The following is a 14,749-nucleotide window of genomic DNA, read 5'->3' as shown; positions in this document are numbered from 1 at the left end:
GTCCCTACGCACCGCGCTGTGGACAATTCACGCAGCCTCGCGCCCGACGACGAGTTTGTCGGTGGCGTCGTCGACGCGCACGCGCACCGTGTCGCCGTCGACGACCGCGCCCGCGAGCAGTTCCTTGGCCAGGCTGTCGCCGATGGCCTGCTGGATCAGCCTGCGCAGCGGCCGCGCGCCGTAGGCCGGGTCGTAGCCGCGCACCGCCAGCCACTGCTTGGCCTCCTCGCTGACATCGAGCGTGAGCCGCCGCTGCGCGAGCCGCTTCTGCAGCTGCCGCAGGTTGATGTCGACGATGGATTCCAGCTGCTTCGCGTCGAGCGCGTGGAACATCACCACGTCGTCGAGCCGGTTGATGAACTCCGGCTTGAACGCCCGCCGCACCGCCTCCATCACCTGTTCCTTGTCGCCACCGGCGCCGAGGTTCGAGGTGAGGATGAGGATGGTGTTGCGGAAGTCGACCGTGCGACCCTGGCTGTCGGTGAGCCTGCCCTCGTCGAGCACCTGCAGCAGGATGTCGAACACGTCCGGGTGCGCCTTCTCGATCTCGTCGAACAGCACCACCGAGTACGGGCGCCTGCGCACCGCCTCGGTCAGCTGTCCGCCCTGGTCGTAGCCGACGTATCCGGGCGGCGCGCCGACCAGCCGAGCCACCGAGTGCTTCTCGCTGTACTCGCTCATGTCGATGCGCACGATGGCGCGCTCGTCGGCGAACAGGAAGTCGGCCAGCGATTTCGCCAGCTCCGTCTTGCCGACGCCGGTCGGGCCGACGAACATGAACGATCCCGTCGGCCGGTTCGGATCGGCGACGCCAGCCCGCGCGCGGCGCACCGCGTCCGAGACGGCCCGCACGGCCTCCTCCTGCCCGATGACGCGTCCGGCGACCTCGGTCTCCATTCGCAGCAGCTTGGCCGTCTCGCCCTCGAGCATCCGGCCGACCGGCACACCGGTCCACGACGACACCACGTCGGCGATGTCGTCGGGGGTGACCTCCTCGTTGAGCATCACGTCACCGTCGGCGGCCGCGCCGCTGGCGTGCTCGGCCGCCGCGAGTTCCTTCTCCAGCGCCGGAATCCGGCCGTACCGCAGCTCGGCGGCCTTGCCCAGATCACCGTCGCGTTCGGCGCGCTCGGACTCGCCGCGCAGGGTTTCGAGCTGTTCCTTGAGCCCGCGCACGGAGTCGATGGCCTTCTTCTCGTTCTGCCAGCGGGTGGTGAGCTGGCTGAGCTTCTCGCGGTCGTCGGCCAGTTCGGAGCGCAGCTTCTCCAGGCGCTGCTTGGAGCCCTCGTCGGTCTCCTTGGCCAGCGCGACCTCCTCGATCTCGAGGCGCCGCACGGCCCGCTCGACCTCGTCGATCTCGACCGGCCTGGAGTCGATCTCCATGCGCAGGCGCGAGGCCGACTCGTCGATCAGGTCGATCGCCTTGTCGGGCAGGAACCGCGAGGTGATGTAGCGATCCGACAGGGTCGCGGCCGCCACCAGCGCGGAGTCGGTGATCCGCACGCCGTGGTGCACCTCGTAGCGCTCCTTGATGCCGCGCAGGATGCCGATGGTGTCGGCGACCGAGGGCTCGCCGACCAGAACCTGCTGGAAGCGGCGCTCGAGTGCGGCGTCCTTCTCGATGTACTTGCGGTACTCGTCGAGGGTGGTCGCGCCGACCAGTCGCAGCTCACCGCGGGCGAGCAGCGGCTTGATCATGTTGCCCGCGTCCATCGCGGAGTCGCCGGTGGCGCCTGCACCGACGATGGTGTGCAGCTCGTCGATGAAGGTGATGATCTCGCCAGCGCTGTTCTTGATGTCGTCGAGCACGGCCTTGAGCCGCTCCTCGAACTCACCGCGGTACTTCGCGCCCGCGACCATCGAACCGAGGTCGAGCGAGATGACCTTCTTGTCCCGCAACGATTCCGGCACGTCGCCCTCGACGATCCGGCGCGCCAGACCCTCCACGATGGCGGTCTTGCCGACGCCGGGCTCACCGATGAGCACCGGGTTGTTCTTGGTGCGCCGCGAGAGCACCTGCACGACGCGGCGGATCTCGGTGTCGCGACCGATCACCGGGTCGAGTTTGCCCGCGCGGGCGGCCGCGGTGAGGTCGGTGGAGTATTTCTCCAGCGCCTGGTAGGTCGACTCCGGATCAGGTGTGGTGACGCGCGCGCTGCCGCGCACCTTGGTGAACGCCTCGCGCAGCGCCTCCGGGCTGGCACCGTGCCTGCGCAGCAGCTTGGCCACCTCGGAGTCGCCGTCGGCCAGGCCGACCAGCAGGTGTTCGGTCGAGACGTACTCGTCGCCGAGCTCGGTGGCCAAGCGCTGGGCAGCGGTGAGCGCGGCCAGGCCCTCGCGGCCGAGCTGGGGTGTGGTGGTCGCTCCGGTCGCGCGCGGCAGACGGTCGACCAGGTCGCCCGCTTCGCGCTCGACGGTCGCCGGGTCGATGCCGATGGCCTTGAGCAGCGGGGCGGCGATGCCATCGGTCTGATCCAGCAACGCCACCAGCAAGTGCGCCGGACGGATCTCCGGATTGCCCGCCGCCGAGGCGGCCTGCAGGGCGGCGGTGATCGCCGCTTGGGTCTTGGTGGTGGGATTGATCGGGTCCACAGATCTCCTTCGGGTGTTTCGGCGGTATCGACTGGTTCAACGCTGACAAACTTGAGTCTGTTCCGCTCAACTCTAGAATTTTCCCCGCGCCCTCCGAATCGGTGTTCACGCTACGCCGCGACACCACCGAAGACGATCAATCACCGCACGTCGCAAGGCCGCCCGCCTAGGATTGCGATGCCCGAGCCAGTCGAGAAGAGGAGCCAGTCGATGCGCGCGATCGTGGTCCAGAAGTTCGGTGCCCCGCCCGAGCTGGCGGACATGCCGGTACCCGAACCCGGCCACGGTGAGGTGCAGGTCGCGCTGGACGCCGCGGGCGTGAACCCCTTCGACCTGAAGATGGCCGACGGCATTCTCGAGGGCAAGATGCCCACCGATTTCCCGATGATCCTCGGCGTCGACGGCGCGGGCACCGTGTCGGCGGTCGGCCCCGGCGTGCGGTCGTTCGCCGTCGGCGACCGGGTCGTCGGCAAGTTCCTCACCGCGCCGGCCGGGCACGGCAGCTGGGCGCAGTACGCGACCCTGCCCGAGGACGCGACCCTGGTGCCGATCCCCGAGGGCGTCACCTCGGTGACGGCGGCCGCCCTGCCCGTCGCGGGCGTCACCGCGCAGGATCTCGTCGCCGCCGCCGAACTCCAGCCTGGTCAGACGGTGCTGATCGTCGGCGCGACCGGCGGGGTCGGCTCGTTCCTCGTGCAACTGGCCGCGATCGCCGGCGCGCACGTGATCGCCACCGCGCGCGGCGACGCCGCCGATCAGGTGTCCCGCCTCGGCGCCGACGAGATCGTCGACTACACCCGCCCGCGCCCCGCCGACCCGAACGTCGTCGACCCGGATCCCGCCGCCTACCGCGACTCCAGCGTCACCGACGCCGTCCACTTCACCCACCCCGACGGCATCGACGTCCTGTTCGACCTGATCAGCGGCCCCATAGATTTCGCCAGGCACGCCACCCTCGTCCGCCGCGGCGGCCGCGCCTACTCCACCACCTGGGCCGCCGACGAGATCACCCTGCGCGAACACGACATCACCGGCGGCAACTTCGAATCCAAGGGCCGCGGCCCGGAACTGACCCAGCTCCTCACCCGCGTCGCGGCCGGCGACGTCGTCGTCCCCATCGAAGCCACCGTCCCTCTCGAAGCCGCCCCCGCCGTCCTCGGCGCCGGCAGCGCCCGCGGAAAGACCGTCCTGGCAATCTGATCCGGGCCGGTAGGGTCGCCGGCATGTCTGAGGTGACCCTGGCGAATCTGCTCGACGACGCGGCGTTGTTCTCGTTCGAGCATCAGTTGCGGCTGGCGGACGTGGTGGGGGATCGCCCGTGGAGTGTGGACCTGCGAGCGGGCCGGTTCACCTTCACCGGCGATCAGCCCATCGAGTGCACCGCCGTCCACCTGCTCGGCTCGGCCGCTCCCGGCCCGCAATCGTGGCTGTGGTCGTGGGGCAACCCGGCAGGCTACCCCGACACCGTGACCGGTCTGGCGAGCTCGGCCCGCGACTTCGGCATCCATTACCGCATCAGCGAACTCGCCGACGTCGAGGTTCCGTTCGCCGCACTCCCCGGCGCGCCCACCGTCGCCGAGGGCGCGGTGAACACCTTCATGGACGCCTGCAAAGCGGTGTCTGGACGCTGGACCGCCTACAACGGCCCCGTCGGCGGCGGCACCCGCGCCGCCTTCCTCATCGAACACCCGTCCTTCCAGCTGCCCGCCCCCACGGCGCCCCGCCTGGCCAGAGTCCTGCAACAGGGCCTCACCCAATTCCCCCTGACCGACCACCGCCGAGCGCTGCACGCCTACGCCAACCATCGCGGGCTCGGCATCACCTGGTCGCCCGACCACAGCCGATCCACCGTCACCACAACCGGTTTCACCGCCGAACTGACCTTCGACGAACTGGCCAGAACCAAGAGCATCGACATCCAGATGGGCTGATCCCGCCACCTCGATAGCCGATTGTGCGCAAACGAGACATAGCGCACAATCGGGAGCCGCGGCCCGATTTCGATCGTCCAATACTCCGACAGCACTATTGCCGGGAGTGGGGGCGCGACGATGATCGACGGGCGGGGTGGGACCTCGGAGACGAAAGTCCAGCCGGCGCAGTCGGTCTGCCTATCGCTCGATGTCGAGCGTGCGCGATGAGCTCACTCAATGCCGATCCGGAAGCCCTGCGCGGCACACAACCCGTGTTCGACTCGATCGCCACCACCCTCACCACCGCGGTCAACCAGCTCGCCGCGGCGCTGGCCGCCGAGGGCGAATGCTGGGGCAACGACGAGATCGGGCAGGCCTTCGCGCAGAACTACACACCCGGCGTGGAGCAGGGCAAGACCTCCGTCGGCAATCTCGCCAAGACGATGACCCAGCTCGGCGCGAACATGGTCACCATCGCCACCGAACTCACCACGCAGGATACGGCCACCGCGGCCCAGCTGAACCAGACCGGCCTCTGACCCGGTGGGTATCGAGATCCCCGACTCACTGCAGTGGGTCGCGAAATACATTCTCGGCGCGGGCGATTGGCCCGAAGGCGACGAGACCGCGATGCGCCGCGCCGCCGACGCCTGGTCGGCCATGGCGCAAACCCTCGACACGGTCGACGACGAGGCCGCCAAGGCACTCAACTCCGCGCTGACCGCGCTCTCCGAGGGCGTCACCCACGACGCGATCGCCGCCTACCGCGACAAGCTCCTCGCCGGCGACGAAGCCGCCTTCACCGCGATCCGCAAGTGGTGTGAGAAGCAGGCCGAACTGCTCGACGACGGCGCCAACGACATCGAACACACCAAGCTCGTGATCATCGGCACGATGATCGTGGCGGCCGTCGAGATCGGCGTCGCCCTGGCCACCGCGTGGACCGGAATCGGCGCCGCCGCAGGCGTTGCCGCGCGCGTCGCCGCCCAGGTCGCCGTGCGGGTCGCGATGAAGTCGCTGCTCACCCGCATGATCGCGCGCGGTATCGCGAAGGCGGCGGCGCGCGCGGCCCTACGTGGCGCGGCGTTCGAAGCGCTCGAAGAAGGCGGGATCGATGGCATCGCGCGCACCATCCAGGTCGCCAATGGCGACCGCACGATGGACGAATTCGGTTGGTCCGACCTGGGTTTGGCGACCTTCGCGGGTGCGGTGGGTGGTGCCGTCGGCGGCGGGCTCGGCAACAAACTCGGTGGCGTCGGCGACGACATCTCCTCCGGGGTGGGCAAACTCGCCGCCAAGTCTGCGACCGGAGCGGCGACCGAGCTCGGCGCCGATCTGTCCGCGCAGGTCGCTGCGGCGAGCGCGTCGTCCTTGCTGATGGGTCAGGATTTCAATCTCGAGATCGGGGTGGATACGTTCACCAGCGCCGGTGCGGGTGGCGTGCAGAGCGCGCTGGAATCCGGTGGTGGTAACCACAATTCACCCGCGCCGACGGTGCCCGAGTTGGGCGATGCGCCGGGAGGAGATGATGCGCCGACCTCGCCCGCCGGCACCGACGCGCCGAGCTCCGGAGACCCGGCTTCACCCGCCAGCGCGGATGCGCCGGGTTCGGGGGATCCCACCTCACCTGCCAGTACCGATGCGCCGGGTTCGGGAGATCCCACCTCACCTGCCAGTACGGATGCACCGGGCTCGGGGAATCCGACCTCGCCCGCCGGCACGAACGCGCCGAGCTCCGGAGACCCGTCCTCACCTGCGAGCGGTAACGCGCCGGACGCCGGGGACCCGGCAACGCCTGCCGGCACAGGCACGCCGGAAGCCGGAGCGCCGACAGCTCCGGCCGCCAGCGGCAGTCCGGATACTCCTGACTCCCCAGCCGGTACCGGTGATCCAGGATCGGCGTCGACTGGTGACAGCTCGCCGGGTGCGAATGGCGCAGAGGCACCGGCGGATACGGGAGCCCCTTCCGCCCCCGACAGCGGGACACCATCAGACGGGAGTCCCGCGTCGCCCATCCAGCCTGCCGTCAACTCGCCGGGCACCGACAGTCCGGCCGCGCCCGATACACCCGCGGACGCCGAGAGTCCGAGCACGACTACGGACGCCGGAAGTCCCAGCACCCCCGCGGATACAGGCAGCCCCAGCACGCCCGCCGCCGAATCTCCCGCCAACTCGTCGCCGAATATCTCTCCCGATTCCACACCGGCAACACCTGACACCGCGACTCAGAACAATCCCGCGCCGAATTCACCCGATACGCCGAGTGATTCCGGACCCACTTCGCCTGCTTCCCCGGCGAATTCCACACCCGGCGAGACCGCGCCCGCCCCAGCAGGCGCACCCACGGATTCCACCCCGGCCGCGACGAACCCGTCCACACCGAGCGATATCGATCCCGCCGCCCCACCGGGCTCAACGCCAGCTGCGGCGAACCCGTCCGCACCAACCGACACCACGCCGGAGACCACCCTTCCACCAGCGGCGAACCCGTCGGCGCCGAGCAGCGGACTCCCCAGCTCGCCCAGCAGCGAAACCGAGGGCAACCCGACCAACCCCGCGACCGCGCCCGGCACCTCGCCTCCCGGTTCGGCCCGACCCGATCCATCGACGCCCAGCCCATCCACCCTCGACCTTCCACCGGTCGAAACCCCCGCAGCCACACCGGCGAATCCTGCCGAGTCCCGACCGAACTCGACTCCCGAGACCACGGCGCCAACGAACACACCCGCCGAGACGAATCCCACGAGCAGCAACCCGGCGACGGCCGTGCCGGGACCCACTCAGCAGCACGCCGCCAACCCGGTCATCCCCACAGACACGACGCCTGTCGACACGCACCGGCAGAACCAATCCCCTGAGGACAGCGCCACCGCGGCCGCCGCCACGACCGCGCCCCCGGCCACGGCCGTGCCTTTTTCGGCGAACCCCACCGCAGCGGCGTCGACTCCGCCGATCACAACCCCGCCGAACAACTCGATCCCGCCGATCGCCACCACACCGATCGGCTCGGTCCCAGCCGCCAGGCCCACGCCGGCCGGCTCCGTCCCACCGACCACAACCATCCCGGCTGGCTCCGTCCCACCGACCACGGCCACCCCGATCGGCACCGCCCCACCGACCACGACCACCCCTATCGGCACGCCCCGACCCGCGGCGACCACACCAGGCGCCCCTCCGAACCAGGTAGCACCGAGTTCTCCCCAGCCGTCCACAGGCAGCCAGCCGAGCAATGCCCCACGTGGTCAGACAGTCCCCACATCAACGCCGAGGAACAACACCTCAAACCACATTCCACAGCAGGCACCGTCCGAGACCGGCCCTCCCGCAGACACTTCGGCCCCGCCCTCCGACATCACCGTTCCGACCACCACAGACTCGGCCGCTCGCCAGTCCACACCGCCGACCGAACCTCGCCCGGCCTCGGAACCCACCCTCACCCCCCAGCAGCTGGACAACGCCACCCGCGCCCGCCAAGCCCGCGAATCCCTCCGCCCGGTTCCCCCGGCCAACAACGAAGCGCTCCAGGTCAACCCGATGACCGGCCGCCCCTACCTGAGCGCCAGCTACCCCAACGCTCTCGGCGAGCCGGTCCGAGTCGTCCGCATCACCACAGCCGTAACCGGCTCCCCCACAACCCCACCCACCACCGTCGACACCGTCACCGACCGCGCCCAACTGGCCACCGACGCAACCTTCAACCAGGGCAACCAGTTCCCCCTCGGCGACTGGCTCATGGTCGACGTGGTCCCCACCACCGACCCGACCACCGCCGACCTGACCATCGACGCCGACACCGATCCCACCCTCACCGACCTCGCCAATTCGGTCCGCACCACCCTCGGCCTCTCCCCCGCCACCGACCCCACCCTCACCCCCGACGACATCCGGCAACTCGGCTCCGACATCTCCCGAGCCGACCTCGCCCGCGCGACCGTTCCGCCCTGGACAGCCCAACACGCAGCACCCAACACGGAAACCACGCCCGACCCGAACACAACGCCGAACCTCGACGCGCCGCCGAATACGACTCCCACTCCCGAACTCGACGCGCCGCCGAACACCGCTCTCACTCCCGAACTCGACGCGACGCCGAGCACGGACTCCACCCACGAGCCGGGGCTGGACACTGACACGGACCCGACCCCCGAACTCGACGCGACACCGAATACGGACCCGACCCCCGAAACCGAATCCACGACGGAGACCGACACCGACCCAACAGTCGACCTCGATTCCATCCACAACGAATTCGCCGAGAACACCCCCGCCGGCGTCTCCCACCACCGCGGCGACCCCACCATGGGCGACCTCCCCCACCGAGTCCCCGCCGACCCCACCCGCTTCACCGCCGACACCCACATCACCCCCGACGGCCAAGCCCGAATCGGCCCCCACACCCTCACCCCCGAGCAATACGGCGACCTTCTCCGCCGCTCCGGCTGGGACGGCGTCTCCCCCATCCGCCTCATCGGCTGCGACGCCTCCACCAACGGCTTCGCCGACCGCCTCGCCCAACACCTCGGTGTCGAAGTCCTGGCCCCCACCCAAGCCGCCTGGACCGACACCAACGGAAACGTCTTCTCCACCAGCGCCACCACCAACCCCGACGGCACCCGCACCCCACGCATCCCGCCGGATGGGCACTGGCAGACACACCATCCCGACCGCACAGCGACCCCTCACGGCACCGATCACCATCCCCCCGGAACAACACCGGCGAACGCGGTCGACGCGGAAAGCGCCGTCGACCGATCAGAACCGACACCGGCGCAAGCGAACCCTTCGAGCCAGAATCCGAACGTACCCACCACAACTTCTCAACCAGGCCAGGAGATTCCTTTTGGCGACCGCCGTGACGATGTCCGCGAACGAATCACGCCACCGCGTCGCGTTGTCAACGGGCCATTGCTCGATCCGAACGATCCCACCCAGGCGAACATTCGCGGCACCTTGCGGCCCGATGACTACCCGCTACCAACTCCAGAAGGGGAACCCACCGGACTCATACATGGAACGACCGCGACTGGCGCACCGTTCACAGACACCATTTATGGCGACCCGCCGAATCACACAACAGTTCGTGACTATCATCCGCGTGCTGTGGACTACCCCGACCGCACAGGTGGCACATTCACAGCACTACGTCATGAGCAGCACGTCATCTACCCGCCCGACGCGGACGGCAATGTCCGATCGGTGTCACGATCTCAAGTCGGCGACAATGTGGTTCGTACCGAGTCCATCAATGGCCGCCATGCATCGACCGAGGGCGTCATCCGCCATGACTTCTCCGGTACGGACAAGATCAAGCGCGACGATGACAGCGCCGAAAGCACCGCTGCCACCAACACAGGCCACGAGGGCGTCGACCCAACAGGAACCGGACTGAACTACGATGGCGGACACGCATCCAGCTACCGAACCACCCTCGACAGAGGCCTTGTGAACCTCTTCGCGCAAGAGAGGCAGTTCAATCAACGAGAGTTCCGTGTCTTGGAGAATGCCATTGCTGACTGGCCGAGGTCAGGTCCGGGCCGAGAGACACGGATCAGGTTCGAGACAGACCCACCCGGCGAAGCCACCCCCGATACGGTCCGCGGAAGGGTGTCGATGATTGATGCGCGCGGCAATGTATTCCAGCAATTACCAATATATTTCAGCAATCGAGGTGGAAACACCTTCGTCCGCAAGGACTACAGCATTCGACTCGGCGACTACAGGCGACACGACGATACCTGATCCAGGAGAACTATGACCGACATCGACGAATCCGAGATCATCACCGAACTGGTACGGGCTACCGGCGAGGCTGCATTCCTCGTGTATCCAGATTGGACGTACGCGGTATCGACGAATGTCCAAACCGCACGCGGGGTGGGCACGTGGGGCGTGGTCGCTTATCGCGAAAATGACGGCCAGGATGTCGATCTCTGGGATCACCCCGATATAGATCGACGAATCTGCAAATATTCGGACCAGCTGTACGTGGTGCAAGGCTCAGAATGGGCTGGTATGAAATGTACGGTGGCCCGCTCCGGGACCTTCCGAATCGAGTATTCATACGACATCGACAAGGCCATAAAGTGGGCCGCTCAGGCCTTCAGCGGACTCACGCCGGCCGAATTGGTTGACATTCTTCGGCCACAGGAGAAATAGTCGACAACAGGTGACCGACCCGAAAGAACCATCAAATGGCAGGGTAACTTCTTCAGCACGGAGCATCTGGGATGTACTGAAGACGAGAGGATTCGAGCCGACCCTACGGCGAGGATCGCAGAAACCCGATCGCTATGAGGAACTCGCCGGCGTGCCCGCGCCAACCGAGGTCGTCGAACTGTGGGCAGTCTTAGGTGGCCGCGACATCCTCGGGATGTGCTTCGAGGGCGCCCAATCGGCCGGCCAACTGCGCGCGGCCCGCGCGGACGAGGCCGAGTCCAGCGGACTCGGGGTGCCGTACGAGGAACTGGACGGCTCGTCCGACGGCGCTGTTCGCATGGTGTGGTGGGACCGCCGATGGTGCCCCCTGCTCGCCACAGCCGAGCACGCGATTGCAGTCGATTGTCACCCCGGCGCGAAAGGCGCCATTGGCCAGGTCATCTTCTGCGACTTCGATTGCTGTTCCGACCGAGAAGCAGTCTGGGGATCCGTCACCGACTTCCTGCGCGACGTCCTGACGGTCATCTCCGCGGAGGAGCTCACCGTCGAAGGCGGGCACGGCAGGATCCCTCGTACGGGCCGATCGGATGCAACCGTGACGATGGCCGTTCTGGAGGTCGGCCGCGCGCGCCGCGACGGCAGACCCATCGCACTACAACCGTCTTGTTGACCCCCTACCGCGAGACACCCCACCACACCGACTCGCTTGCCTCGGCGATCACCAGCGCCGTCAGACAGGTGGAGAGCGCGGGATTCGCCGTCGTCGAGCACCAAGCGCAGCTATGAGGCCGCCCGGCGCTGGCCAATGGGGAACGCGGGCCGGGGGGATTCCCGCAAGCGATGAGTGGGGACGGCTACGCCTTACCCTCGTGGACCGAAGTCGCGCGAACACCCGATGAGGTTCGTGCCATCGACTCAGTCCAGAACACCTTTCAGCGCGTGATCGCGCAAGGCTGGAGACCTGCCACTGTGGTCGGTGCCACCGATGCTGAGATCATGGATTGGGCAGGCCGACAAGGTGTTGACACGGTTCCCGCCGCAGCGAAGGAAGTCCTCCGGATGATCGGGAGGCGTCACGGCGCATGGCTAGGCGGCACCCGACTCGGCACAGAGGAAGTCCGGCCGGAATCCAAGGCAGGCGCGATCGCGTGCTTGCGCAATCGCGAGAGCGAGATGACCGACCCGTCGGGCATGCTTGTACCCGCCGATCATCAGGCCTACAGCTATATGGTCATCGATGGATCGGATCTCTATCGACCCGATCCGCCCGTATGGCCGATCACCGAGGGAGAAGAGGTGATTCTTTGCAGCCCCGCGGTTTCGCAATGGTCCATCGCTCCGGATCCGGAGCTGTTTCGTCGTCGAATAGCGATGTTTCGAAGGATCGGACCGAAGCCGCTGTCATCACTGACCGATGGTTTCGAGGCGCTGGACTGATGCAGATTGAACTGCGCACCGGCACGGATGACGACCGTGTCTGAGTTCTCCGTCGACCGAACGGATGAGAACCGCATTCCCGCACCGCTGTTGGATCGGATGACTGAGCCGTCGCCAGCGGCGATCGAGCAGGTTCGCCTCTTCCTAGTTGCCTATGTCGCTGACAGCGAAGGGATGGACGAAGTCCGCCGCCACTTATCCCGGCTCGCTGCGCGAAATCGACGAGCCGTATGGCGCGATGCGGAAGCGATAGAGACATTGCTGGAGACACCCCAGCCTGCCGGCACGTTGTCGGGGATGGCGGCCATCTACGGCAATTGGGTGCTGGAAGACGAAACCTGCGACGTCCTCGCCGGTGAGTGGTTGCGGGACATCGCGATCCTCATCCGCGAAGTGATCGAGGAATCAGTGGACACTGTCTCCGATGAGCGAACGCCGCGGGCTGGCTCTGCGCACTGAGCGGTTGTTGGAGGTGGAACACATCTTCTACGCATTGCCTCGACCCCGTGCCGACCGTAGTGGCGGTCTGAGCGAACACACGCCGAGATGGTCAGGGTGCTCGGTAGGTGCCGTTTTTGGCTTTGGTGACGGTGGTGGTGAGCATGTCGGTGAGGGTGGTGCGGAGGCGGGTGGGGGTGGTGGGTTTGGCGATGAAGGTGGTTTCGCCGTAGAAGACGTAGCGGCCGTCGTTGGTGAGGTCGTGGAGCTGGAAGTCGTCGCGGCCTTCGGTGTGTCGGTTGTCGACGCTGGCGTGGGCGTAGACGCCGATGTGGGTGAGGGTGTCGGTGGGTGTGGCGAGGAAGGTTTCGAGTCGTTCGCGCGGAGTGGGATTCCACGGGTCGCGGACGTGCGGGCGGGGGGACGCGAGTTCGGCTGCGGTGACCTTGATTTCGCGGCCTTTGCCGGGGGCGACGGCGGGGAGGGTGGCCAGGACCGCGGCGGCGAGTGCGGCCGGCGGCAGCAATTGGAGCGTGATGTCGCCGGGTTCGGCACCGTCGTCGGGGGCTTGAACGGCCAAGGCGGCGTACGACTCTCGGGTGCCACCGTGCGCGCGGATCGTTCGGGTGGCGCCGGAGCCGCCCGCCACCTCCACACGGGCGTGCGGTGCCAGCAGGGCGGCCATCGCGGCGTCGAGGTCGCTGTCGAACTCGGCCATCAGGTTCTCGGCGGCTTTGCGGCGCAGCCGCAGGATCTCCGCCTGCGATTCCACATTCGTGTGCTGATGACGCAGCGGATAGGGAAGCACATCACGGCCCGCTGCCTCCCACAGCGTGCGGAAGTCGAGCGCGGTGAGATGCCAGGTACGCACGGGAAATCTACTCTGTTTCATCGGATTCGGCGTTTCAGTCGGCGCCGATAACGGGCGGGACGACCTTGGGCACGTCGTGCAGGCCGGTGAGCTCGTCACCGTGCTCCTGGGTGATCAGGTACTCGGGGACACCCTTCGTGGACTCGTCGTCCTTGCCGCCGCCCCGCGCGCCAGGGGCGCCCATGCCCGCCATGCCCGCGCGGCCCGCGGCCCCACCGGTCGCGCCGGAAGCCCGCGCGCCCGCGGCGGACGTGCCCGCCGTCGAGCCGCCGCCGGGCACCGCGCCGCCAGGAGCCGGAGTGCCCGCACCACCCGAGCCGGGAGCGCCCGCACCACCGGATGATCCACCGGGCGATCCGGAACCCGGAGCCGCGGAACCCGGCGCGGCGGCGGTGGGCGTCGTGGCACCGGGATCGGCCGACTGCGGTGTGGTCGGGTCCGCGGTGCCTGTGTCGTCATCGGACGCCGTGTCATCGTCGGACGTGTCGTCCGTGGAGGCGTCGTCGGCGGGTGTGGTCGACGCCGGTGCCGTGGCCGCCGGATTCGCCGCGGGCTGACCGGCGTCCGGTGTGGTCGAATTCGGTTGGCCGGAAACAGGTCTCGTTGTACCGTCCGTGCTGCCGGGGTCGCCGGAGTCGATACTCTTCGGGATCGGGATGACTGGAACCCGGTCGTCGGATTCGTGAATCACCGGGGCGTAGACGGTTTGCAGCACGCGCACCGCCTCGACCCGCGCGTTCTCCTGCGCCACATCGTCATTGCGCCAGGCGCGGCCCTGGAAGAGGCCACCGAAGTTGTCCAGAGCGCTGCGGTGTTCCGGCGCGAACGGTACGAGACGCTTGGTCGGCTCCAGGCCGGTGCGGAGTTCGTCGAGCTTCGTCTTGGTGAGCGCCGCCGCGGTGCTGACTCGCTTACCCGTGGTGTCGTACGCGGCGATCGTCTGGGCGGCCGCCGCGGCCGCGGCACCGGACCAGACATCGGGCGACATCCCGCGGGTGATCTGCTTGCGGAACTCGTCGAGCGAAGTGCTGTTGCGAGTGGCGATCTCGTTCCACGCGCTGATCAGATCGTTCACCGCGGTGAGATCGATCTTGTCGACCTTGGCGCGCAGATCGGCGACACTTCCGGTGAACGGATCGGTCGACATCACCATCTTCGGGCGGTAGTCGCCATCGAAACCCAGTTCGTTCGCCTTGCGCCGAGTGCCGTCGCGCTGAGTGTTGTACTGGTCCTGAATATCGGCGATATCGGAACCATCGAGCTCGCTGTGGTCCTTGGACGGGGTGATGAGTTCGCGCAGGCCGCCGAAGAGGTCGAGGCCGGCGAGGTTCGGGACGGACAT

At 67.8% G+C, this 14,749-nt stretch carries 11 protein-coding genes; 8 read left to right on the top strand and 3 right to left on the bottom strand.

The window, feature by feature from the left end:
• Positions 1 to 27: 27 nt before the first annotated feature.
• Positions 28 to 2,592 carry an ATP-dependent chaperone ClpB gene (gene clpB, locus AB0H56_RS00205; protein WP_357155765.1) on the bottom strand — a complete coding sequence of 855 codons (2,565 nt, stop codon included), beginning with the start codon at positions 2,590 to 2,592 and terminating at the stop codon, positions 28 to 30.
• 210 nt (positions 2,593 to 2,802) lie between these two features.
• Between clpB and AB0H56_RS00200 the strand changes: the two genes are divergently transcribed.
• From AB0H56_RS00200 to AB0H56_RS00165, 8 genes are all read left to right on the top strand, one after another.
• Positions 2,803 to 3,792, top strand: a complete 990-nt coding sequence (locus tag AB0H56_RS00200) for an NADP-dependent oxidoreductase (RefSeq protein ID WP_357155763.1) — start codon at positions 2,803 to 2,805, stop codon at positions 3,790 to 3,792.
• A gap of 23 nt (positions 3,793 to 3,815) precedes the next feature.
• Entirely contained in the window at positions 3,816 to 4,523 is a 708-nt protein-coding gene (locus tag AB0H56_RS00195; protein ID WP_357155761.1) for a DUF6882 domain-containing protein, read from the top strand.
• Between the two features lie 206 nt (positions 4,524 to 4,729).
• Positions 4,730 to 5,044: a hypothetical protein gene (locus tag AB0H56_RS00190; protein WP_357155759.1), complete on the top strand. Its 315-nt coding sequence runs from the start codon at positions 4,730 to 4,732 to the stop codon at positions 5,042 to 5,044.
• 4 nt (positions 5,045 to 5,048) lie between these two features.
• Positions 5,049 to 10,244, top strand: a complete 5,196-nt coding sequence (locus AB0H56_RS00185) for a hypothetical protein (protein WP_357155757.1) — start codon at positions 5,049 to 5,051, stop codon at positions 10,242 to 10,244.
• Positions 10,245 to 10,256: 12 nt separating this feature from the next.
• Positions 10,257 to 10,661, top strand: a complete 405-nt coding sequence (locus AB0H56_RS00180) for a hypothetical protein (RefSeq protein ID WP_357155755.1) — start codon at positions 10,257 to 10,259, stop codon at positions 10,659 to 10,661.
• A 10-nt stretch (positions 10,662 to 10,671) separates the two neighbouring features.
• Complete coding sequence (locus AB0H56_RS00175; protein ID WP_357155753.1) at positions 10,672 to 11,331, top strand: hypothetical protein; 660 nt, start codon at positions 10,672 to 10,674, stop codon at positions 11,329 to 11,331.
• Positions 11,332 to 11,501: 170 nt separating this feature from the next.
• Positions 11,502 to 12,098 carry a hypothetical protein gene (locus tag AB0H56_RS00170; RefSeq protein WP_357155751.1) on the top strand — a complete coding sequence of 199 codons (597 nt, stop codon included), beginning with the start codon at positions 11,502 to 11,504 and terminating at the stop codon, positions 12,096 to 12,098.
• 36 nt (positions 12,099 to 12,134) lie between these two features.
• Complete coding sequence (locus tag AB0H56_RS00165) at positions 12,135 to 12,557, top strand: hypothetical protein (protein ID WP_357155749.1); 423 nt, start codon at positions 12,135 to 12,137, stop codon at positions 12,555 to 12,557.
• Positions 12,558 to 12,648: 91 nt separating this feature from the next.
• Here the strand turns inward: AB0H56_RS00165 and AB0H56_RS00160 are convergent, their stop codons facing one another.
• Together AB0H56_RS00160 and AB0H56_RS00155 are read right to left on the bottom strand one after the other, a co-directional pair.
• Positions 12,649 to 13,407 (bottom strand): ESX secretion-associated protein EspG, encoded by a 759-nt coding sequence (locus AB0H56_RS00160; RefSeq protein WP_357155747.1) that lies wholly within the window; start codon positions 13,405 to 13,407, stop codon positions 12,649 to 12,651.
• 34 nt (positions 13,408 to 13,441) lie between these two features.
• Positions 13,442 to 14,749 carry a hypothetical protein gene (locus tag AB0H56_RS00155; protein ID WP_357155745.1) on the bottom strand — a complete coding sequence of 436 codons (1,308 nt, stop codon included), beginning with the start codon at positions 14,747 to 14,749 and terminating at the stop codon, positions 13,442 to 13,444.

This window comes from Nocardia sp. NPDC050717, assembly GCF_040654275.1.
Classification (GTDB): Bacteria; Actinomycetota; Actinomycetes; order Mycobacteriales; family Mycobacteriaceae; genus Nocardia.
Note: the sequence above shows the minus strand (reverse complement) of the source record. Positions and strands in the feature narration are given on the sequence as shown.